General features: G+C 64.5%; 22 protein-coding genes. 13 read left to right on the top strand and 9 right to left on the bottom strand.

What is annotated here, in order from left to right; all coding sequences use genetic code 11:
* The first annotated feature begins 9 nt into the window (after nucleotides 1-9).
* The 5 genes from ACQY5B_RS00220 (at nucleotide 10) to ACQY5B_RS00200 (ending at nucleotide 3902) form a co-directional block, all read left to right on the top strand.
* A complete protein-coding gene (locus ACQY5B_RS00220; RefSeq protein WP_420328785.1) occupies nucleotides 10-1407 on the top strand; it encodes an aminotransferase in 1398 nt (465 codons plus the stop codon).
* Between the two features lie 21 nt (nucleotides 1408-1428).
* A complete protein-coding gene (locus tag ACQY5B_RS00215; protein ID WP_305968950.1) occupies nucleotides 1429-2346 on the top strand; it encodes a dihydrodipicolinate synthase family protein in 918 nt (305 codons plus the stop codon).
* Nucleotides 2347-2410: 64 nt separating this feature from the next.
* Entirely contained in the window at nucleotides 2411-2581 is a 171-nt protein-coding gene (locus ACQY5B_RS00210) for an SDR family oxidoreductase (protein WP_428400068.1), read from the top strand.
* A complete protein-coding gene (locus ACQY5B_RS00205; RefSeq protein WP_428400066.1) occupies nucleotides 2578-3192 on the top strand; it encodes an SDR family oxidoreductase in 615 nt (204 codons plus the stop codon). The genes ACQY5B_RS00210 and ACQY5B_RS00205 overlap by 4 nt, the downstream gene beginning before the upstream one ends.
* Nucleotides 3192-3902 carry an SDR family NAD(P)-dependent oxidoreductase gene (locus ACQY5B_RS00200; protein WP_420329040.1) on the top strand — a complete coding sequence of 237 codons (711 nt, stop codon included), beginning with the start codon at nucleotides 3192-3194 and terminating at the stop codon, nucleotides 3900-3902. The genes ACQY5B_RS00205 and ACQY5B_RS00200 overlap by 1 nt, the downstream gene beginning before the upstream one ends.
* A gap of 391 nt (nucleotides 3903-4293) precedes the next feature.
* On the opposite strand, the gene gcvPB is transcribed toward ACQY5B_RS00200, so the two are convergent.
* The 3 genes from gcvPB to ACQY5B_RS00185 are packed head-to-tail and all read right to left on the bottom strand — an operon-like array spanning nucleotide 4294 to nucleotide 8313.
* The gene (gene gcvPB, locus ACQY5B_RS00195) at nucleotides 4294-5838 is read right to left on the bottom strand and encodes an aminomethyl-transferring glycine dehydrogenase subunit GcvPB (RefSeq protein WP_420329039.1); all 1545 of its coding nucleotides are present in this window, start codon (nucleotides 5836-5838) and stop codon (nucleotides 4294-4296) included.
* A complete protein-coding gene (gene gcvPA, locus ACQY5B_RS00190) occupies nucleotides 5835-7214 on the bottom strand; it encodes an aminomethyl-transferring glycine dehydrogenase subunit GcvPA (RefSeq protein WP_420329038.1) in 1380 nt (459 codons plus the stop codon). The genes gcvPB and gcvPA overlap by 4 nt, the downstream gene beginning before the upstream one ends.
* 22 nt (nucleotides 7215-7236) lie before the next feature.
* Nucleotides 7237-8313: an ATP-NAD kinase family protein gene (locus tag ACQY5B_RS00185; RefSeq protein WP_420329037.1), complete on the bottom strand. Its 1077-nt coding sequence runs from the start codon at nucleotides 8311-8313 to the stop codon at nucleotides 7237-7239.
* 307 nt (nucleotides 8314-8620) lie between these two features.
* On the opposite strand from ACQY5B_RS00185, the gene repA reads away from it, so the two are divergent.
* From repA to repC, 3 genes are all read left to right on the top strand, one after another.
* Complete coding sequence (repA, locus tag ACQY5B_RS00180; RefSeq protein ID WP_305968956.1) at nucleotides 8621-9796, top strand: plasmid partitioning protein RepA; 1176 nt, start codon at nucleotides 8621-8623, stop codon at nucleotides 9794-9796.
* Nucleotides 9796-10800 (top strand): plasmid partitioning protein RepB, encoded by a 1005-nt coding sequence (gene repB / locus ACQY5B_RS00175; protein ID WP_420329036.1) that lies wholly within the window; start codon nucleotides 9796-9798, stop codon nucleotides 10798-10800. Before repA ends, repB begins: the two co-directional genes overlap by 1 nt.
* A 154-nt stretch (nucleotides 10801-10954) precedes the next feature.
* Entirely contained in the window at nucleotides 10955-12169 is a 1215-nt protein-coding gene (repC, locus tag ACQY5B_RS00170) for a plasmid replication protein RepC (protein ID WP_420329035.1), read from the top strand.
* A gap of 52 nt (nucleotides 12170-12221) precedes the next feature.
* Here repC and ACQY5B_RS00165 read toward each other — a convergent pair whose 3' ends face one another.
* Nucleotides 12222-13811: an ABC transporter substrate-binding protein gene (locus ACQY5B_RS00165; RefSeq protein ID WP_420329034.1), complete on the bottom strand. Its 1590-nt coding sequence runs from the start codon at nucleotides 13809-13811 to the stop codon at nucleotides 12222-12224.
* A 212-nt stretch (nucleotides 13812-14023) separates the two neighbouring features.
* Here ACQY5B_RS00165 and ACQY5B_RS00160 point away from each other — a divergent pair, with 212 nt between their 5' ends.
* Genes ACQY5B_RS00160 through ACQY5B_RS00140 form a run of 5 tightly spaced genes read left to right on the top strand, consistent with a single transcriptional unit; the run spans nucleotide 14024 to nucleotide 18196 of the window.
* Nucleotides 14024-15049, top strand: coding sequence for an ABC transporter permease (locus tag ACQY5B_RS00160; RefSeq protein WP_305968960.1), 1026 nt, complete (start codon nucleotides 14024-14026; stop codon nucleotides 15047-15049).
* Nucleotides 15049-15951 (top strand): ABC transporter permease, encoded by a 903-nt coding sequence (locus tag ACQY5B_RS00155; protein WP_305968961.1) that lies wholly within the window; start codon nucleotides 15049-15051, stop codon nucleotides 15949-15951. The genes ACQY5B_RS00160 and ACQY5B_RS00155 overlap by 1 nt, the downstream gene beginning before the upstream one ends.
* Nucleotides 15951-16784, top strand: a complete 834-nt coding sequence (locus ACQY5B_RS00150; RefSeq protein ID WP_420329033.1) for an ABC transporter ATP-binding protein — start codon at nucleotides 15951-15953, stop codon at nucleotides 16782-16784. The genes ACQY5B_RS00155 and ACQY5B_RS00150 overlap by 1 nt, the downstream gene beginning before the upstream one ends.
* Nucleotides 16781-17539 (top strand): ABC transporter ATP-binding protein, encoded by a 759-nt coding sequence (locus tag ACQY5B_RS00145; protein ID WP_420329032.1) that lies wholly within the window; start codon nucleotides 16781-16783, stop codon nucleotides 17537-17539. The genes ACQY5B_RS00150 and ACQY5B_RS00145 overlap by 4 nt, the downstream gene beginning before the upstream one ends.
* Before the next feature lie 60 nt (nucleotides 17540-17599).
* Entirely contained in the window at nucleotides 17600-18196 is a 597-nt protein-coding gene (locus ACQY5B_RS00140) for a helix-turn-helix domain-containing protein (RefSeq protein ID WP_305968964.1), read from the top strand.
* Here the strand turns inward: ACQY5B_RS00140 and ACQY5B_RS00135 are convergent.
* From ACQY5B_RS00135 to ACQY5B_RS00115, 5 genes are read right to left on the bottom strand one after another with little or no spacing between them, the layout of a single operon-like run.
* Entirely contained in the window at nucleotides 18176-18658 is a 483-nt protein-coding gene (locus ACQY5B_RS00135) for a GAF domain-containing protein (protein ID WP_420329031.1), read from the bottom strand. The two genes, ACQY5B_RS00140 and ACQY5B_RS00135, sit on opposite strands and share 21 nt — an antisense overlap.
* Nucleotides 18655-19539 carry a polysaccharide deacetylase family protein gene (locus tag ACQY5B_RS00130; protein ID WP_420329030.1) on the bottom strand — a complete coding sequence of 295 codons (885 nt, stop codon included), beginning with the start codon at nucleotides 19537-19539 and terminating at the stop codon, nucleotides 18655-18657. The genes ACQY5B_RS00135 and ACQY5B_RS00130 overlap by 4 nt, the downstream gene beginning before the upstream one ends.
* A complete protein-coding gene (locus tag ACQY5B_RS00125) occupies nucleotides 19536-20270 on the bottom strand; it encodes an amino acid ABC transporter ATP-binding protein (protein WP_305968967.1) in 735 nt (244 codons plus the stop codon). The genes ACQY5B_RS00130 and ACQY5B_RS00125 overlap by 4 nt, the downstream gene beginning before the upstream one ends.
* On the bottom strand, nucleotides 20236-20934 hold the full coding sequence (locus ACQY5B_RS00120) for an amino acid ABC transporter permease (protein ID WP_305968968.1): 699 nt from the start codon (nucleotides 20932-20934) through the stop codon (nucleotides 20236-20238). Before ACQY5B_RS00120 ends, ACQY5B_RS00125 begins: the two co-directional genes overlap by 35 nt.
* Nucleotides 20934-21611, bottom strand: coding sequence for an amino acid ABC transporter permease (locus ACQY5B_RS00115; protein WP_305968969.1), 678 nt, complete (start codon nucleotides 21609-21611; stop codon nucleotides 20934-20936). Before ACQY5B_RS00115 ends, ACQY5B_RS00120 begins: the two co-directional genes overlap by 1 nt.
* Nucleotides 21612-21654: the final 43 nt, after the last annotated feature.

The raw sequence follows: 21654 nt of genomic DNA, 5'->3' as shown, positions 1-21654 counted from the left end.
AGGCCGGGCATGAGCGACACCCGCGATCAGGACAGACGCTTTGTCTTTCACCCCTTCAGCATGGCGCAAACGCACGAACAGAGCGGCGCGCAGATGATGGCGCAAAGCGCCGAGGGCTGCTGGATCACCGACGACAGCGGCAAGCGCTACCTGGATGCGATGGCGGGTCTGTGGTGCGTCAACCTGGGCTACGGCCGCGACCGTATCGCCGATGCCATGGCCGACCAGGCGCGCAAGCTGTCCTATTTCCACGGCTTCAGCTCGATGGCGACCGAACCCGCCGCGATCCTTGCCGAACGGGTGATCGAAAAGGCGCCCAAGGGCTTTTCCAAGGTCTTCTTCGGCGCCTCCGGCTCGGACGCCAATGACACGCAGGCCAAGCTGGTCTGGTACTACAACAACGCCCGTGGCCTGCCGAAAAAGAAAAAGATCATCGCCCGTGACCGCGGCTATCACGGCGTCACCGTCCTGTCGGGCGGTCTGACCGGCCTGCCGGGGCTGCACGCGGGCTTTGACCTGCCGCTGCCGATGATCCGCCACGTCTCGGCCCCGCATAATATCTGGACCCGCCTGGCCGACGAGGATGACGCGGCCTTTTCCGCCCGGCTGGCACAGGAACTGGACGATCTGATCGTCGCCGAAGGCCCCGACACCGTCGGCGCCTTCATCGCCGAACCGGTCATGGGCGCGGGCGGCGTGATCGTCCCGCCACAGGGCTATTTCCCTGCCATCCGCGAAGTGCTGGACCGTCACGATGTCCTGCTGATCGCTGACGAGGTGATCTGCGGCTTTGGCCGTCTCGGCACATGGTTTGGCAGCGAAGCGATGGAGATGACGCCTGACCTGATGTCCGTCGCCAAGGGCATCAGCTCTGGCTATGCCCCGCTGTCCGGCGTGCTCGTCGGTGACAAGGTCTGGCAGGTGATCTCGGGCGAGGCCGCCGCCAAGTACGGCGCCTTCGGCCACGGCTACACCTATACCGCGCATCCCGTCATGGCCGCCGCCGCGCTGGCCAATCTCGACATCCTCGAAGAGGAAGACCTTGTCGACCGCGCGGGCCGCATGGGCATCTACATGAACGACGCGCTGGACAAGGCCTTTGGCGACCTGCCCATCGTCGCCGAGGTGCGCGGCAAGGGCCTAATGGCTGCCGTCGAATTCGCCCGCCCCACTCGTGAGGGCTGGCAGAAATTCGATCCCGCGCTTCAGGTCGGCCCGCGCATCATCCGCGCCGCCCTTCAGGACGGGGTCATCTCACGCGCCCTGCCCAACGGCGACGCGATCAGCTTTTCGCCGCCCTTCACCATCACGCCGGAAGAGATCGACCTTGCCGTCTCGACCGTCCGCAAGGCCGCCCAATCGGTCTGCGACGCGCTGCGCGCCGAAGACGCGCTGGCGCCCCTTTAATATTTTTCGAGGATTGTTCCAGTGGACAGAAACTCCATCACCTGGTCCGGCGCCATGCCCGCCATCACCACCCCCTTCACCAAGGGGGATGAGGTCGATCACGACTCGCTGGCCGCCAACATCCGCCGCCTCATGCAGCAGGGTGCCACCGGCGTCGTCGCCGCAGGCTGTACCGGCGAATTCTGGGCCCTGCGCCCCGAAGAGCGGCGCGCCGTCTATGCCACCGCGCGCACCGCGGTCGGCAAGAAGGGCACCGCCATCGTCGGCGCTGCGGGCATCACGCCGCGCGACGTGATCGCCGCCATGCAGGACGCCGCCACCGAAGGCGCCGACGCCGCCCTGGTCATGCCGCCTTTCTTCGCCCATCTCAGCCGGGCAGAGATCGTCGCGCATTTCCGCACAATTTCGGACGCCGCCCCCCTGCCGGTCATGCTGTACAACATCCCCGGAAACGCCGGAAACGCGCTGACGCCGGAGATCGTCGATGAACTGGCCGACCTCGAAAACGTCGTGGCGATCAAGGAAAGCTCGGGCGACTGGCTCAATTTCCACAAGACGCTGGCCCGCGTCGGCGACCGGATCAAGGTCTTCTGCGGTCCGTCCTCGACCATCGGCGTGCCTGCCATGCTGGCGCAATGCGACGGGCTGGTGGATTGCTTCCCCAACGTCTGGACCGCGCTTCTGGATGTCTGGCCGATGATCCAGCGCGGCGAATACGAACAGGCGTGGTTGCTGCAAAGCCGCGCGCAAGACCTGACCAACCTCTTCATCACCGAGGGCCGCACGCTCTATCCCGCGACCAAGGCCGCGATGGACTACCTGGGCTTGCCCGGTGGCGGCGCCCCGCGCGCACCGCTGCAACCGCTCACCGGTGAGGCGCTGGCCGGTCTGCACCGCGGGCTGGATCGCATCCTCGACGTGACGGACGACGCCGCCTGAACCGCATTGATCCCGGCGCGAAACTCGCGCCACATGACAAAATAAGACCAAGGAAGGAACACCCATGGATCTGGGTTTGAAGGGCCGCCGCGCCATCCTCAGCGCCGCCAGCAAGGGACTGGGCCGCGCCTGCGCCTTTTCGCTCGCCGCCGAGGGCGTTGACCTCGTGCTGAACGCCCGCAGCGCCGATGCTCTGGAAGCCACGGCCGAGGAATCCGCAGCGCCCATGGCGTGAACGTCACCACCGTCGCCGCCGATTTCAACTCGGCCGAGGGCCGCGCCGAACTGCTCGCCAAGGGCGACGGCGCCGACATCCTCGTGACCAACCCCGGCATCCGCCAGATCCCCGGCGAATACGAGGATTGGACCCGCGCCGACTGGGACGAGTGGTTCAACGCGCATTTCTTCTCCTCGCTGGAGATGATCACCGGCGTCCTGCCCGGCATGCGCGAACGCAAGTTCGGTCGCATCGTCAACATCTCGGTCAGCTTCATCAAGTTTCCGCAGCCACATTTCGCCCACAGCCACAGCGCCCGCCTCGCACTGTCCGGCGCCATCGCCTCGCTGGTCAAGGAAACCGTGCGCGACAACGTGACGATCAACACGGTCTGCCCCGGCTTCTTCGACACCGACGCGCTGCACACCAACCTGCACAACCACGCCCGGCGCGGCAACACCACCTACGAGGCGATCGTCGAAAACCGCATCCAGAGCGTCCCGGCAGGCCGCTTTGCCGATCCCAGCGAATGCGGGGATCTCGTGGCCTTCCTCTGCTCGGCACAGGCGGGCTTCATCGTCGGTCAGAACATCATCAACGACGGCGGCGTCTACCAGGGCCTGTTCTGATGAGCCGCATCGTCATGATCTCGGGCGGTGCGCGCGGCCTCGGCGCCGCCATCACCGCCCGCTGCCTTGCGGATGGGCACCGCGTCTCGGTCGGTCTGCGCCAGCCTGAAAAGCTGGCCGCCGCCTTCCCCGACGCCGACCCCGACCAGTTGCAGGCGCACCCTTTCGACGCCGACACACCCGAAACCGCGCAAGCCTGGGTCGATGCCACCGTGGCGCAGATGGGCGCGCCCGACGCGCTGATCAACAACGCCGGCATCCTCAAGATGGTCGATTTCACCCGCGGCACGGAACAAGACCTCGACGATCTCTGGACGGTCAACGTCAAGGCCCCCTTCCGCCTGATCCGCGCCGCCCTGCCCCACCTCAAGGCGTCAGGCCGGGGCCGCGTCGTGTCGATCGCCTCGACCGATGCCAAACGCTACCGCGACCCGACCGCCTCACTCGGCTATGTCATGACCAAGGGCGCGCTTTTGTCGATGACACAGGCGGTCCGCTTCCAGGGTTGGGACGAGGGCCTGCGCGGCACCGCCATCTGCCCCGGCGCCATCGACACCGAGATGATCGCCGACATCCCCGGCGTCACCCCCAAGGACAAGCGCCTGAAACCGGCGGACGTGGCCGAGATCGTCTCGATGGTCCTGTCGCTGCCCAACCAGGCCAGCCTGCCGGAAATCGTCGTCAACACCAGGCTCGAACCCTTCATCTGACCTTCTTGCAGATCTCCGCTTCGGTAAGTTGTTCTCATACCGAAGCGGAACTTCACGACCGTCAAGACCACGCTCAGCTTTGCCGCCCTGCGACGCCGCCTTCGGCGGTCAGAGAAAAGCGTCAACTAACGCATTCGCTTCACCCAAAGGTGGCCCAGGAAAACCGCGCCATTCCCGCGGGACGCCGCGGTGTGATCTGCGTCACCGGGAATGACGAAACGCAAACGGTTCTCACCCACCTGATGGCATCCCCGCATCGACACGCGCTGCCCCGGTCTTCTTTTCTCCGAAAATACTCCGGGGATTTTCAAGGGGCAGCGCCCCTTGAAGGCCCGCGTGGCCTGAACGCAAACCGACCGGCGCGCCGACAGGCGCACCGGCGTCGAAGCGCCTACTCCGCCGCCATCTTCTTCAGATGCTTGCGCTCATAGGCACGCCAGGTCGTCGCCCAGACGGCCGGATCGTCCAGTGCCGAGGTCAGCGCCTTGATTGGTCCGTTATGCGGCGCGGTCTTTACCAGTTCCGCATCCGCGTAGGCCTCGCCGATCACGTGTTCCAGCACGTCGATCCAGTAGTCGATGTCCTCTTTCGACCACAGCTCGCCCGCCTCCGGCGTGAACGGTTCCGCCACCAGCCAGGGCTCATGGCTCAGCCACAGCGCATCGATGCCGAAATCGGTCATCCGGTTGGAGATCTCGAAAACGGTACAGCCGGTGTCCGCCGTCACCTGTTCCACCGAATGGCGCGTCATCTCCATGCGCGGCGCGTCGATCCCGGGGTTCGACCGGCTCACGCCCTTGGCCTGACCCAGGCGCCAGTCCATGTAATTGTTGGACAGCACCGAAATATCCGCCGCCTCGCGCAGCCCCTCGGCCCCCATCGCGCGGGCCCAGGCATAGGCTTTCATCACCTGCGGGGCATTGCCCCAGAACTCGCGCACGCGGCCGATGCTCTGCGGGCGATCCTCGTCCAGCTTGTAGCTGTCGCCCTCCTTCACCACCACGGGCGCGGGCAAGAACGGCACGAGGTGTTCGGCACAGCCATAGGCCCCCACGGCCGGCCCGCCGCCGCCCTTGGGCGCGCCGAATGTCTTGTGCAGCATGTACATGCAGGCATCGAAACCCAGTTCCCGCGCCCGCAATCGGCTCATCACACCGTTGAAATTGGCATGATCGTAGAAACACAGGCCCCCGGCCTCATGCACGATCCTGACCCATTCCTTTATGTCCGGGTTGTAGATCCCCATGTCGTCGGGGTTGTTGACCATCAAGGCCGCCGTGCGCGGGCCGACGACGGACTTCAGCTGATCGATCGAGGGATAGCCGTTCTCTTCCAGAGACAGCGTGATCACCTCGAACCCCGCCGTGTTTGCCGTGGCGGGCGAACAGGGGTGCGTCTGGATCGTTGTGATGATCTGGTCACGCTGCTGCAACTCGCCGCGCGAGGCGTGATAGGCCCGCGTCACGCAGGCATGGGTATAGGCCGCGTCCGCGCCGCCGCCCGCCTGAAAGACAAACTGGTCCATGCCGCTGACTTCGCACAGGAAATCGCTGAAGTTGTCATACAGCTCCAGCACACCCTGCAGCGTCTCCGCCTCCTGCAGCGGGTGCAGGTTCTTCAGATGCTCCAGCGTCGCGCGTTCACCGATGCGCGGGTTGTATTTCATCGTGCAGGTGCCGAACAGTGACACGCCCATCATGCCCAGGCACATCTGCGACAGGTGCAGGTAGTGACGCAGCGCGTCGTGCTCTGTCACCTCCGGCAGCGCCGGGGCCGTCTTGCGCGCGGCCTTGCCCGGCAGCGCGGGCGCGGGCGCGTCTTCGAAGACCACGCCGCGACGCCCCGTCCCGGTCATTTCCATCACCACGGGCTCCGACCACTTGGCCGAATGAAAACCCTTGGATTGCTTGAGATAATCCTTGATCGGAGCGGTCATTGAATGGCCTCCTTCACGGCTGCGACCAGCCGGTCGATATCTTCCTGGGTATGTACTTCGGTCACGCAGAGCAGCATGGCGTTGCCCGCGATCCCCGGCTCTCCGGTCAGATCCTTGCCGCCAAGGATGCCCGCCGCGCGCAGCGCCGCGTTGACCTCTGCCACCGGCTTGTCGAACGTGGCGACGAATTCCTTGAACACCGGGCGCGACAGGTCGACCGCCACGCCTTCCAGCGCGTTCAGCCCCTCTGCCGCAGCCTTGGCGCGGGCCATGATCAACCGGCCCACCTCGGCAAAGCCCTCCGGCCCCATCGCGGCCATATAGGCGGCATTGGCCAGCGACCAAAGGTAGGTGGAATTGCCGGTCCAATCCTTGCCTTCGTCCCGCATCCCATAGGACGACTGGTGGAACAGCGTCAGGCCAAAGCCGAACTCCCCCGGCTCCCGCGTCTCGGAAATCGAGATGTTCAGCGTGTTGTATTCGCGCGCGTAACGCTCATCATCGGGCGAGGCGATAAAGCCCCCTACCCCGCCGCCCGCGTACATATGCACTCCCAGGGGCTGCGTCGGGCCGACGGCAATCGTCGCCCCATAGGCGCCCGGCGCCTCCAGAAGGCCCAGCGACAGCGGATCAACCCCGACAATCGCCTCGGCCCCCGCCTCGCGCGCCAACGTACACAACTCACCCGGATCGCCGTCGATCACGCCCAGGTAGCCGGGCGTCTCGAAATACAGCGCCGCCGCACCCTCCAGCTTGGCCTTCAGATCCGTGCGGTCGATGCAGCCATCCTCACCTACGGCGACGGTCACGATCTCGATATGCCGCGCCATTTCCGTGGGTTCGCAATAGGTTTCCAGCACCATCCGGCGCTCGGGGTCCATGACCGCAGGCACAACCACCTTGCGCCGCCCGGTCATCCGGCTGGCCATGCGCACCGCGTGACCCACGGCGCAGCCCCACGAGTAGACCGGCAGGCCGACGAAATCCATTTCCACCAGCGCGCCGATCTGGCTGGTGAACTCGAACCAAGCCTGGTTGCGCCCGTGGTCCGAGGTCGGCGAGCCGAACACGGACGTCTGCCATTCATAGCGCCCCACCACCTCGTCGCAGATCGCCGGCACGTAATGCGGCCAGGCCCCCGCGCCGCGGAAACAGGACCCCTCGGCAAAGACCGTGTTCTTGGCCATCAGGTCATCCAGATGCCGCGACAGCGCCACCTCGGACGACAATTGCGGCGGCAGTTCCAAAGGCCGCGCCATGCGGTGATCCTCGGGGATCTGCGCAAACAGCGACTCGACATCGTTCACCCCCAGCGCGGCCAGCATTTCCTGCTTGGCCGATCCGCCGGAATTCGCCATCCATGGATGCGCTTTCATCGTCCTCTCCTGTTCTTCCTTGCTATGCGACCACGCGCATCACCTGCTTGCGCCCCGGTCCGGTCATCACCGGCCAGTACCCGGCCAGTTCCGCGTCCAGACCAGGATCGCCGGTGTCGATGGTCAGTTCATTCGGGTTCAGCGCGGCCAGCTTGTCCGGCCCGCAGATCACGTCGATGGGCGGCAGCCCCGCCGCCCGCAGCACCCGGGCCGAGATCTGCTGGTTGCCGCGACCAAGGACAAAGCCCTGCCCGCCGACCACCGTCAGCACGATCCGCACCGGACGGCCGGCCATTCTTGTCATCAGTGCCGTTTCATCCAGATCCCGCGCCGTGATCAGCCCGCCTTCGGCCAGGTCCACGCCCAGCAGGCTGCCGCCGCCCAGACGGTCCTTCAGCGCCATCATCGTCGCCCCCGGCCCCAGCACATAGACCGTGTCCTCGCGCATTCCGGCGACATAGGCGGCCAGGGCCGCGTCCACCTCTCCGACCGTGTCGGTGTTTCCCGCCTTCGGGTTCTGTCGCGCCCCCTGCCCGTCCAGCGGCGTCCGCGCCACGGTGTACAGGCGCGCCGACAGCCGCCCCGCCCGCCGCGCCGCTTCGTCCAGGTCCAGGATCTCGACCATTTCGGTCCGCCTGCGGGCGTCATTCAGGAACCCGGCGGCAAGCTGCCCCGCCCGCTCGGGTGAGCGCGCAAAGACGCCCGAGTGCATTTTCACCCCGCAGGGAATGCCAAGGATCGGGATGCCACCGTCGTTCGCCGCGCAGATGTCCCGCGCCGTGCCATCGCCCCCGGCGAACAGGATCAGGTCCACCTCGCCCTGCATGGCGGCGACCGCCGCGCGCGTATCCTCGGCCGTATGGGTCAGGTCACCCGGCCCCACGGGCCGTGTGCCCTCGGGCATCAACGGCCCGGCCAGAACCTCGGCGGCGCAGGCCTGGCGAAAGGCGGTCAGCGCCCGCTCGGCCCGCAGCGGAGCCAGCGGTGCGCGGCCTTCCGCGCGGGCGCGCGCGGCAATATCGGGCTCATCGCTGCCCTTTCGGGCCATCGCGCCGCCCAATCCCGCCACCGGGTTGATCACCAATCCCAGTCGCGCCATGCCGCTTTGCCCAATCTACGCACTTTTGTTCGCATAATGAAACACTGCCGAATCCCTCCGACTCGCGCAAGCGGAAAAATCCGGCCGCCCCGTGCCAAGACCCCCGGCGCTCTGGACTCGACCCGGAAACCGCCCCACGATCCTGCTGCGACCCCGTGTTTCTTGTGGAAAGCGCGCAGTTATCCACAAGATGGGGATAAAAGGGCTTGCTCGAATCCCAGAATGTCGGCATCTAATTACGCCATAAACCGAAAAACACGCCGCGAAGCGTAACAACAGGCGGCGAATAACAAGGCTAACGGCGGTTATGGGCAGTCAGGACAGAATCGATACGCTTGTCGGCATCCATGCCGAGAAACTTTCCGAACGGTTGCAGGCGCATCGCGCCCAGCTGTTCCCCCCGCACGCGCGCAAGCAGCTGCGCAAGTTCACAAGTGGCGAGGTCGCCGCCCTTCTGGGGGTCAAGGACGCCTACCTGCGCAAGCTCAGCCTCGACGACAAGGGGCCCAAGCCGGAAACCGGACCGGGGGGCCGCCGGCTCTACACTGCAGAGGATATCGTCGGCCTGCGCCAGTACCTTGAACAGGGCGCCAAGGCCCCTGGCACATACCTCCCCGGCAGACGCGAGGGCGATCACCTTCAGGTCATCACCGTCATCAACTTCAAGGGCGGCTCGGGCAAGACCACGACCTCGGCCCACCTTGCGCAGAAATGTGCGCTGGACGGCTATCGCGTGCTGGCGGTGGACCTTGACCCGCAGGCTTCGCTCTCTGCCTTGCACGGCTATCAGCCAGAGTTCGACCTGATGGACGGCGGCACGCTCTATGACGCGATCCGCTATGACGATCCGGTGCCCCTGCGCGACGTGATCCAGCGCAGCTATTACCCTTCGCTCGACATCGTGCCCGGCAACCTCGACCTCATGGAGTTCGAGCATGACACCCCCCGCGCGATCCTGAACCGCGACGGAGACACCTTCTTTACCCGCATCGGCGCGGTCTTGGCGCAGGTGGCCGACGATTATGACATCGTGGTCATGGATTGCCCGCCACAGCTTGGCTTTCTCACCATGTCCGCCCTGTCGGCGGCAACTGCCGTTCTGGTCACGGTCCATCCGCAGATGCTGGACGTCATGTCCATGTGCCAGTTCCTGCTGATGACCTCGAATCTGCTGTCGGTGGTGGCAGAGGCGGGTGGCGACATGTCCTATGACTGGCTACGTTATGTTATAACACGCTACGAGCCCGGCGACGGCCCGCAGAACCAGATGGTCAGCTTCATGCGATCGATGTTCGGCGAACATGTCCTGAATCACCCGGTGCTGAAATCCACCGCGATTTCCGACGCCGGCATCACCAAGCAGACGCTATACGAGGTCGAGCGCAGCCAGTTCACCCGCTCCACCTATGACCGGGCCCGCGAAAGCCTTGATGCGGTGAACGGTGAAATCCAGGAGCTTATCCAGAAAGCATGGGGGCGCTGATGGCACGCAAGAACCTGTTGCAAGGTCTGATGGATCAGGCCAAGACCGAGCCCCCTGCCCCGGAAGAGCCGCAGCAGCGCGCGCCCCGCTATGCCAAGGGCGCGATCGGCGCCGTATCGCAATCCATCGCCGATCTCAAAAGCCGTTCGGTGGTGGAACTGGATCCCAACACCATTATCGAAGGCGGCTTGAGCGACCGCGTCGAACATGACGAGGCAGAACACGCCACGTTGATGGAATCGATCCGCACCTACGGCCAGCAGGTCCCGGTGCTGGTCCGCCCCGATCCGCAGGATTCCGAGCGCTACCGCATCGTTTACGGCCGCCGCCGGGTATTGGCGCTGCGCGACCTTGGCCTTCCGGTCAAGGCAATGATCCGCGATCTGGACGACCGCGAGGCGATACTCGCGCAGGGCCAGGAGAACTCGGCCCGGCGCGATCTGTCCTTTATCGAAAAGGCGAACTTTGCCCGGCAAATGGTCGAGGCCGGCTATGACCGCAAGATCATCGCCGACGCGCTGACCACGGACAAGACACTGATCTCACGCCTCTTGCAGGTGGCAGAATCCGTCCCGGTCGAGATCATCGAACACATCGGCGCAGCCCCCTCCGTCGGTCGTGATCGCTGGCTCAGCTTCGCCACCCGGTGGACCGAGCAGGAGATCCAGCCCGACCAGGGGATCGAGATGCTGGACGTCTACGCCTGCGACAAGTCCGACGATCGTTTCGATGCGCTCTTTGCCTGGCTGGAGAAGCGGGAAAAGCAGCTCAAGGGCGGCAAGCCGGTTCCGCTGGCGGACAGCCCCCCTGCCCCGGCCGCCGAAAAGCGCGCGTTGACCCGGCCGGATGGCAAACGTCTGGGGCAGATCACCCGCAAGGGCGACAAGCTGCGGATCGACCTGACCGGGAAATCGGCGCAGGGCTTCGACACATGGCTTGAAGACAACATCGAAAGACTTCACCGCGACTGGCTTGCCAATCGCGACGAAGACGGTCGCAGCTAAGCGTCCGACGAGCAGAAAACGAGCAAGAATACAGGAGGCACGACCCGGCAAGGACAAAAAAGAAAAGCCCCCCAGAACGCATTCCGGAAGGCTTCCCTGTTATGTAGCAATTTCAAGGTAGCCCCAACAGTTGACAGCTGTCAACGGCGGTTTCGTGAAACCGGGCGGGAAATCTTTGCCCCGTGAAAATTTAATGGAACGAGTCACACTGACGCCCTTTGGGCGTGGGCCGGTTTCGGCTGGCCAACTGCTGGAGGCGCTTGATCGCACCGCCACGGACCAGACACCTGTGCCCAAATGGCAAGTCTTTCGCAATCTCACCACCGCCCGCCATGCCTATGGCTTGTCGGATCGGGATCTGGTCGTGCTGAACGCCATGCTGACCTTCCTGCCCTCGGATGAGCTTGACCCGGACAATGGGCTTATCGTCTTTCCGTCGAACGCCACGCTATCGTCCCGCGCCCACGGAATGCCGGAAAGCACCTTGCGGCGCCACGTGGCCAAGCTGGTGCAGTCTGGTGTGATCCGCCGGCACGACAGCCCCAACGGCAAGCGCTACGCCCGGCGGGACCGCAGCGGCACGATCCGGCGGGCGTTCGGGTTTGACCTGTCGCCCTTGCTGGCCAAGGCACAGGAGATCGCCGAGGCCGCCCGGGAAGCCGAGGACGCCGCCGAGCAGTTGAAGCTCTTGCGCGAAACCTGCGTGCTGATGGTGCGCGACGTGGCGGGCCTGTCCGCCCTAGTGCGCACCGAAGGGGATGAAATTGCAGACCGCCTGATCCTTGCCCAACGCGTGCTGCGCCGGAAGCCGCAGCGCGACGTCCTGATGAAACTTTGCCAAGAACTCGGTGAACTGAAAGCGCAACTGCAACAGCATTTGCCGCATGAAGAGCCCATCGAAGACCAGAAAACGACCGAACAAACCGAAGAAGTGAGCGGCACAGACCCCGAAAATGAGCGCCACCAATATAGTTCAAAAAAAGATACCGATATTACTGAAAGGCCGGTTGCCGCAAAACCGGTTGGACCGGCGCTGAGCCTCGACCTGATTGCCGATGCTTGCCCAGAAATCGAAGTCTATGAACCGGAGGTCTTCAGATCCTGGAACGGTTTGACCAGGGCCGCGCAGCTGGCCGCCAAGATGATGGGGATTTCAACGGAAACCTGGGCCGAAGCCTGTGAAAGCATGGGGCCGGAACAGGCGGCAACGACGGTTGCCTGTATCCTGCAACGCTTTGACAGGATCCGATCGCCGGGGGCGTATCTGAGGCACCTGTCCATGAAAGCGCGGGCGCATCTGTTCACGCCGTTGCCGATGGTTCTGGCCCTGTTGACAGCTGTCAACCAACGCGATGCCAAGGCGGCATGAAAAAACCGCGGCCCGAGGACCGCGGTTAACAAGGCGTTCGCTACGTTAAGGATCAGTTCTTTTCGACGAGGCGATAGAACACGAGGTCTGAGCTGGCCCCATGGACATAGCCGTCGACATCATCATCCATGCCGACCTGCAACGTGGCCTGGAACATGATGACGAAGGGCGCCTTGGCCTGAACGTCCTTTTGCAGGCTCAGGTACATTTCTTCGCGCTTTGCCGGATCGCTTTCGGTCAGCGCGGCCATGGTCCGTTCGTTCATCTCTTTGCTGACAGCCCATGCGTTGCGCCAAGTGGTCGTCGAGGCATAACCGTCGTCCGAGTTGTCCTTGTTGTAGGCGAAGGCCTTGGCATTCGAATGGGGATCGTTGAAGTCCGGCCCCCAGTACAGCATGATCGCCTCATGTTCGCGGGCGCGGTACTTGGTGATGATCGCAGCGGTCGTCCCGGGAACGATATCGAAATTGATATCTGCCTCGGCAAAGCTGGCCTGGATCGACTGCGCCACGTCGGTGAAGGGCGCAAAATTGAAGACGTCCATTTCCACGTTGATCGGCAGGTCTACACCGGCGTCCGCGAGGATCTGCTTGGCCTTTTCCGGATCATAAGAGAACGGCGTGTCTTCCAGCGCGCCGGGGAAACCCTTGGGCCAGAACGCCTGGTGCACGTCCATCTGACCCTTGAGCAGGGTGCTGGTCAGACCTTCGTAGTCGATCAGGTAACGCGAGGCTTCCCAGAGGGCCTCATGTTGAAGGGCAGGGACCTTCTGGTTGAAAGAGATGAAGTGGATCGCGGCCTGCGGATAGACGCCAACCTTGAACCCGTCCTCGGGCAGGGCGGCGATCTGTTCCGGGGTCATGTTGCGCGCGATGTCCACATCGCCCTGTTCCAGCAAGAGCTGCTGGGTCGCGGCCTCTGCCACGTGGCGGATGATGATCTGCTGCATCTTCGGCGCGCCCTTGTAGTAGTCGGGGTTCGCCACCAGCCGCAACATTTCCGCCGGGCGGTACATCTGCATCGAGAAGGCACCGGAACCCGCCGAATTTGTGTTCAGCCAGGCGTTGCCCATGTCACCGTCGACCTCGTTGGCCATGACTAGTTGACTGTCGACAATCGAGGCGGGGCGGGCGGCCAGCACGTTCATCACGAAGGCCGGTGAGAAATCGCCCGCGTATTTCAAGGTGACGGTGTTGCCGTCGCCGGAAACCATCTCTTCGACATTTTCGGCGGTCCAGCCAAGCTGTGTCAGGATGAAGGCGGGGTTCTTGTTCAGCGCGACGACGCGCTTGAAGCTGTAGACCACATCGGCCGCGGTGACCGGATTGCCGGAGTGAAAGCTGACGCCATCGCGCAGGGTAAAGGTGATGGTGCGGTTTTCGGCGTCGATCTCCCACGACTCGGCCAGACCGCCGACCAGTTCGGTGGTATCCTCGGCATCGTATTGCACGAGGCGGTCATAGACATTGGCCATGTATTCCGACGAGGTGAATTCATAGGCCTGCGCCGGATCCAGCGCGACGATGTCGTCGATGTTCTGCGCCACGACAAGGACATTGGGCGGAGTATCGGCAAGGGCCGGGGAGCCCAGCAAGGCCAGCGCGGTCAGGGCCGCAGTGACGTGCCGTATTGGGGATTTCATGAGGTGACCTCCTGTTGAACGAATGGGCCGCGCTTTTGATGCGGCTGCTGTTTTCACGGGCGCCAGTTTGTCCGGTGCTCGTAAAATATTTTTACTGTAAGCAGATTGATCTTTACATTAAAAGAACTTTTGTTCGTAATGCGTACAATCTGGCATCTAAACACAGGGAGAGCGCGGTTTTGTCGGGAAATCTGTCCGAACCTGCCCATTCCATGACCGAAAGAGGTATGGATCTGGCCGCCGGGGTGCTGCGTTTCGCAGCGGTCACGGCGCTGACCTTTCTCGGGCTCCTGGCGATCACCTTTTTCATCGGGCGGGTCGTCCCGATTGACCCGGTGGTGGCCGTGGTGGGCGACCGCGCCACGCAGGAGGTTTACGAGGCGACGCGGCAGGCGCTGGGTCTGGACAGGCCGTTGTTGGTGCAGTTCGGCATCTATGTGCGCGACGTGCTGACCGGGGACCTGGGCGTGTCGCTGACCACCGGGCGGCCGGTGGTCGAGGACCTGGCGCGGTTCTTTCCGGCGACGGTGGAAATGGCGACGGCGGGCATCCTGATCGGCGTGCTGCTGGGCGTGCCGATGGGGGTGATTGCCGCCGCGCGGGCGGGCAGCTGGCTGGATCAGGTCATCCGGGTGCTGGGACTGCTGGGCTATTCGGTGCCGGCCTTCTGGATGGGGCTTGTCGGGCTGGCGGTGTTCTATGCGGGCCTCGGCTGGGTCGCGGGGCCGGGGCGGATCGACATTTTCTATGACGGCTTGGTGCCGACGGTGACGGGGCTGTTGACGGTGGATGCGCTGCTGGCCGGGGATTGGACGATCTTCGGCAACGCGGTGTCGCATCTGATCCTGCCGGCCGCGATCCTCGGGTTCTTCAGCCTTGCCTATATCGCGCGGATGACGCGCAGTTTCATGCTGGACCAGCTGGCGCAGGAGTTCGTGACCACGGCGCGCGTCAAGGGGGTCAGCGAATGGGCGGTGATCTGGAAGCACGCGTTTTACCCGATCCGGGTGCAGTTGGTGACGGTGATCGGCCTCAGCTATGCGGTGCTGCTGGAAGGGTCGGTCATGGTCGAGATCGTGTTCAGCTGGCCCGGGATCGGCAACTACCTGACCACCGCGCTGTTGCGGGCGGACATGGCGGCGGTGCTGGGGGCGACGATCCTGATCGGGACGGTGTTCATCGTGATCAACCGGCTGTCGGACCTGCTTTACCGCGTCTTTGACCCGAGGAGCCGCTGATGTCTGTGCTGGATTGGTTGACGGATGATGCGCCGGCGTCGCGGCTTCAGGCGCAGGCGGGGCAGGCATGGTCCATCGCGCGGGCCTTTGCGAGGAACCCGCTGGCGATGCTGGGGGCGGTGATCATCGGGGCGCTGGTCTTTGTCGCGGTGTTCGCGCCGTGGCTGGCACCTTATTCGCCGGTGGGGCAGGACCTTGGGTCGCGGTTGTTGCCCCCCTCGGCGGAGCATTGGCTGGGCACGGATGAGCTGGGCCGCGATATTTACAGTCGCATCCTGTACGGCGCGCGGATCACGCTGGTGATCGTGGTCATGGTGGCGCTGATCTCGGCCCCGCTGGGGCTGTTGATCGGGGCGGTGGCGGGCTATTTCGGCGGCTGGGTGGACCGGGTGCTGATGGCGCTGACGGATGTCTTTCTGTCCCTGCCGAAACTGATCATGGCGCTGGCCTTTGTCGCGGCCTTGGGTGCGGGGTTGCAGAACGCGATCATCGCCATCGCGGTGACGGCCTGGCCCGCCTATGCGCGGATCGCCCGGGCCGAGACGCTGACGTTCCGGAATGCCGAGTTCATCGCCGCGGTGCGCTTGCAGGGCGCGTCACATCTGCGGGTGATCGGGCTGCACGTGGTGCCGCTGTGCCTGTCGTCGACGATCATCCGGGTGACGCTGGACATGGCGGGGATCATCCTGACCGCCGCCGGATTGGGCTTTCTGGGGCTTGGCGCGCAGCCGCCCTTGCCGGAGTGGGGGGCGATGATCTCTCGCGGGCGGTCGTTCATCCTGGATCAATGGTGGGTGGCGACGATGCCGGGCTTTGCCATCATCATCGTGTCGCTGGGGTTCTGTTTCCTGGGCGACGGGCTGCGCGACGTGCTGGACCCGAAACAGAGGGAGGGCCGCTGATGCCACCGCTGCTGGAGTTGAAGAACCTGCGGGTGAGCTTTCCCGGTCCGCGCGGCCCGGTCGAGGTGGTGCGGGGCGTGTCCTTTGACCTTGGGCGCGAACGGCTGGGCATCGTGGGCGAAAGCGGGTCGGGCAAGTCGCTGACGGGGCGGTCGATCCTGCGGCTGCTGCGCCCGCCGGCCAAGGTCAGCGTGGATCACCTGCGGTTTGACGGGCAGGACCTGATGGCGATGAGCGACCGGCAGATGCGGGCGGTCCGGGGGGCGCGGATCAGCATGGTGATGCAGGACCCGCGCTATTCGCTGAACCCGGTGATGACCGTGGGCGACCAGATCGCCGAGGCGCTGCGGGTGCATGAACGCATCCCGCGCCGCGCGGTGCGGGCGCGGGTGCTGGACATGCTGGAGAAGGTGCGCATCCACGATCCTGAACACGTCATGCGCCTGTATCCGCACGAGGTGTCGGGCGGGATGGGACAGCGGGTCATGATCGCGATGATGCTGATCCCGAAGCCGGACATCCTGATCGCCGATGAACCGACCAGCGCGCTGGACGTCAGCGTGCAGGCGCAGGTTCTGGACCTGATCGAGGAGATGATCGCCGAGAACGGCATGGGGCTGATCCTGATCAGCCATGACCTGGACCTTGTGGCGCGCTATTGCGACCGGGTTCTGGTGATGAACCGGGGCGAGGTGGTCGAGGAATTGCAGGCCGGGGCACTGCATTCGGCCCAGCATCCCTATACGCGCGGCCTGCTGGACTCGGTGCCGCGCATGAACGAGACACGGCGCTTTCTGCCGGTCATGGATCGGGCGGCGGGGATGGGCACATGAGCGCGCTGAACATCGAGAACCTCTTTGTCCGCTACGGCACCAAGGACGTGGTGCAGGACGTGTCGATCCGGGTGGGGCAGGGCGAAAGCTATGCCCTCGTGGGGGAAAGCGGATCGGGGAAATCCACGATCCTGCGGGCCGTCGTGGGCATGGCCAGCGACTGGCGCGGGACGATCGAAGTGGACGGCCAACCGCGCAGCGCGATGGGGCAGGGGGCCTTTGCCCGTCATTGCCAGATGGTGTTTCAGGATCCTTTCGCCTCTCTACATCCGCGCCGGACGGTGGATGCCACCCTGTCCGAACCGCTGCGCATCCACGGCATTGGCGATCATGCCGACAGGGTGGTCGAAATGATGCGGTCGGTCGGGTTGGACCCGCGATACCGGTTCCGCTTTCCGCACCAGTTGTCCGGCGGACAACGGCAGCGGGTGGCGATTGCGCGGGCGCTGATGCTGGACCCCAAGCTGCTGTTGCTGGACGAACCGACCAGCGCGCTGGATGTCAGCGTGCAGGCGGAGATCCTGAACCTGCTGGTGCGGCTGCGCGAGGACCGCGGACTGACCTATGTCTTGGTGACCCACGCCTTGCCGGTGGTCAGTTTCCTTTGTGACCGGCTGGGCGTGCTGCACAAGGGCGGGCTTGTCGAAGAGGCGGATGTGTCGGTGCTGCGCAGCGGGGCCTTTCAGCAGCCCTATGCGCGTGACCTTTATGCCGCGAGCCTGGGCGCCGGGGACCGGACACGCCGTGCCGGGTAAGTCTTTCTTTCGGCGGATGTTCGGTCATGCCATGTTGCGGGCAGGACAGGAGGGACAAGGTTGGACGCATGGACCGAAGGCACTGAGATGTGGATCGGCAACATGATCCGTGCGCGGCGACAGAAGCTGGACCTGACCTTGCAGGAAGTGTCGGAGGCGGCGGGGATTTCGACCGGCTACCTGAGCCTGATCGAGCGGGACAAGGCGACGCCCACGCTGACCACGCTGTCGCGGATCGCGGCAGCGCTGGGGGTGGGGATCGACGCATTCGTCGGCAAGCCACAACCCGCCGATTGCATCACGCGGGCGGGTGAGCGGCCGCAGTTCCTGCTGGGCTCGACGCTGGTGCGCTATGAACGGCTGGGCGCGGTGTTTCCGGGGTCTGAACTGTCCTGTTTCGTCATGACCATCGACCCCGGCTATCGGTCTGAATCGACCGGGCACGGCGGCGAGGAAACCTTTTACGTGCTGTCCGGTCGGCTGGAATTCACGCTGGACGGCCTGCGGATGGAACTGTCCGCCGGGGACAGCGCGCACTACGACTCCACCCGCGATCACGCCTGGGCCAACCCCTACGAGGAAACCGCGCAGGTGCTGTGGACGGGAACGATAGACCTGTTCGGGGACCGCGGCGGCTCAGAGCAGCGGGCCGAGTGAGCGCGCCTTGTCATAGGCGGCATGGGCGGGACTGGTGAGCGTTTCTTCGGTCAGGGTGACGCGATCGGGCGTGTAGTGCTGTTCGGCGTGCAGGATGTTCATGGTCGCCACCAGTTGCCCGTCCTGCCAGATCGGCAGGTTGATGACAGAGCCGCAGCCCAGTTTCCCGATCAGGTCCGCATCGGGAAAGACCGTGTCGATCTCTGCCAGGGTGTTGGCGACAAAGGTCTTTCCCTGCCCGTGGACATGATCCAGCCAGCGGTTTGGCGCGATCTCCTTGGTTCCGGCGGCGGGGTAGTTGACCGGGTCCGAGCTGTAGGCGCGGCGGGCCAGCATGGCGTCCATGTCGACGGTCATGATGGTGAAGAGCTTCGCGCCGACGGTGGATTGTACGAGGTCTTGCAGGGCTTTCCACGCGGCGTCCTGCGTGGTGGCGGCGGCGAGGTCGGTGTTGAATGTCATGTCAGTCCTTGGGCGCAGTGGCGGGCGATGTCGGCATGGGTGGCGATCCAGACGTCGCCGGTTTCGCGGGCATGGGTCAGCAACCGTTCGAGAATGGCGATGCGTGAGCGGTAGCCGATGACAAAGGGATGCATGACCAGTTGGCACAACCCGCCCTCGGCGCGGGCGCCGTCAAGTTCGGCGAGGAAGATCTCGGCCACCTGGTCCGGCGTCAGGGTGGGGCGCGTCGGCGGGGTGCGGTTGTAGAGCAGGTAGACCGCATCGTCGCGGTTCCAGTCCACGGGCAGTTCGATCAGGCCGGTGGGGGTGCCTTGGGTGATCAGTTCATAAGGGTCGTCATCGGCCATCATGCTGGAATCGTAGAGGAACCCGGCCTCTGCCACGAGGCGGATGGTGTCGTCTGACAGGTCCCAATGGGCGGCGCGGTGGCCTATGGGGCGCTGGCCGGTGATCTGCTCCAGCGTGTTGCAGGACCGGGCGAGGGACTCGGCCTCTTCCTCTGGGGTGAGGGTGCCGTTGACCTCATGTATCCAGCCGTGCACGCCGATCTCGTGGCCTTCGGCCACGATGCGGCGGGGTTCTTCGGGGTCGATCAGGGCAGAGACGGCGGGAAAGAAGAAGCTGGCCTGTGCGTTGTGTTTTGCCAGCGTGCTCAGGATGCGCGGCACTCCCTTGCGGCGGCCGTATTCTCCCCAGGCGAGGCGGCCCACGGCGCTGCGCCCGCCGCCCAGTTCGAATGTCTCGTGGTCACAGTCGAAGGAGAGAGCCAGCGCGGCCTTGGCCCCGTTTGGCCAGGGCGGGCAGAGGCGGCGCCCGGCGCGGACGGTGTTCACACGTTCGCGCCAGTGGCTTTCGGGCCAGTGGTAAGGGGTTTCGGTCATCGCAGGACCTTGCCGAAAAAGTCACGGGCGCGGTCGCTCTTGGGGGTGTCGAAAATGGCGGCCGGGGGGCCGGCCTCGACCACCTTGCCGGCGTCCATGAAGACGACCTTGGACGAGACCTCTCGGACGAAGGCCATTTCGTGGCTGACCAGCAGCATGGTCATGCCTTCGGAGGCGAGGCGGCGGATGGCGTCCAGAACCTCGTTCACCAGTTCGGGGTCCAGCGCCGATGTGACCTCATCCAGCAGCAGGATTTCCGGCTTCAGCGCCAGCGCGCGGGCGATGGCGACGCGCTGTTGCTGGCCGCCCGACAGTTCATCGGGGTAGGCGTGGGCCTTGTGATCCATGCCGACCAATTTGAGCAGGTCCATCGCCTCGGCCTCGACCTCGGCGCGTTTGCGGCCCTTCACCTTGGTCGGGGCAAGCGAGACGTTGCGCAGCACGGTCATGTTCTGGAACAGGTTGTACTGCTGGAACACGATGGCCATGCGGTCGCGGGCGGCCTTGACCGCGCGGGGGGCGGCGTAGTCGATGCTGGTGCCGTCCACCTCGACGCTGCCCGCCGTGACCGGCGTCAGGCCGACCAGTGCCCGCAGGACGGTGGATTTGCCCGAGCCGGAGGGGCCGACCAGCGAGACGACCTCGCCCCGGTCGACTTTGAAATCGATCCCGTGCAGGACGGCCAGCTTGCCGTAGTTAGCGTGAATGTCGTTGACCGCGAGGTGTGGCAAGTCGTTTCTCCAGGTATTGGCCGAGGAGGCTCAGCGGGAAGGACATCAGGAAGTAGCAGAAGGCGATGGTGCCAAAGACCAGCACGCCGGAATATCCTTGGTTGTTCAGTTCCTTGCCGCGAAAGGTCAGTTCAAAGACGCCGATCTGGCTGACCAGCGCGGTGTCCTTGATAAAGCTGACGGCAAAGGCGATGGCGGGCGGGATGATGACCGGCAGGGCCTGCGGCAGGACACACAGGCGCATGGTCTGAAAGCGCGACAAGTTCATGGCCTGCGCCGCCTCGATCTGGGTCTTCGGGACGCTTTCGATGCCGCCGCGGATGATGTCGGCGGTGTAGGCGATGGCGTAGATGCAGATCGAGATCACGGCGATGGAAAACAGCGACACGTCCGAGGCGACCGTCTGGATGAAGAACAGCACCAGGTAGATGACCACCAGGAAGGGGATGCGCCGGAACACCTCGACATAGGCGATGCAGGCCACCCGCAGTGGCAGCGCCCAGAGGCCGGGCGTGGTACGCAGGTAGACCAGCACCAGCGCAAGGCCAAAGCCGATCAGGCAGCCCAGCAGGGTCATGGCCAGCGTCAGACCGGCGCTTTCGGCCAGCAGGGCGATGTTCTTCCAGGTGAAGAAGTCGGGGAATTGGGCAAGGATACGCTCCATCAGAAGATCCTTGCCTTGACGCGAAAGGCCCAGCGGCCCAGCAGCGCCAGCCCGATGGAGGCGATGAAGGTCAGGACCACATACATCAGCGCGACCACGGTGAAATATTCCAGCCAGCGGTAGTTCACGGTCGACAGGTTGATCGCCTGCCCGGTCAGTTCATCCACGCCGATGACGGCCCCGACGGATGTGCCCATGACAAGGATCACGATGAAGAAATTGGCCAGCGCCGGGTAGATCGACTTGGCGATGTGGGGGACGACGATGTAGCGGATGCGCTGGGGCAGGGACATGCCCATGGTTTCTCCGGCCTCCATTTCCGTGGCGCGGACCGACAGGAAGCCGGCGCGCAGGATCATCGTCAGGTAGGCGCCCGCGTTCAGCGTCAGGCCGATCAACACGCAGGCCTCGTTCGACCAGCGGATGCCGAATTCGGGCAGGCCGAAATACAGGAAATAGATCTGGATCAGGGCGGGCGTGTTGGTGATGAAGATCACGAAGGCCTGAACCAGCCAGCGGATCGGGCGCGGTGCAAAGCTGAGGCAGGCGGCACCGACAAGGCCGATCAGGCACCCGCAGGTGAAGGCGAAGACGCCAAGTTGCAGCGTCAGCCACGCACCGCTCAGCAGTTCGTCGAAGTTGCGCCAGACGACGTTGAATTGAAAATTGTAGTCCATGCGGGTTTATGGCCGGGCTTTCGTATGGGGGAGGGGGCGCGGG

Origin of the sequence: Antarctobacter sp., from assembly GCF_965277915.1 — a bacterium.
Taxonomy (GTDB): Bacteria; Pseudomonadota; Alphaproteobacteria; order Rhodobacterales; family Rhodobacteraceae; genus Antarctobacter.
Note: the sequence above shows the minus strand (reverse complement) of the source record. Positions and strands in the feature narration are given on the sequence as shown.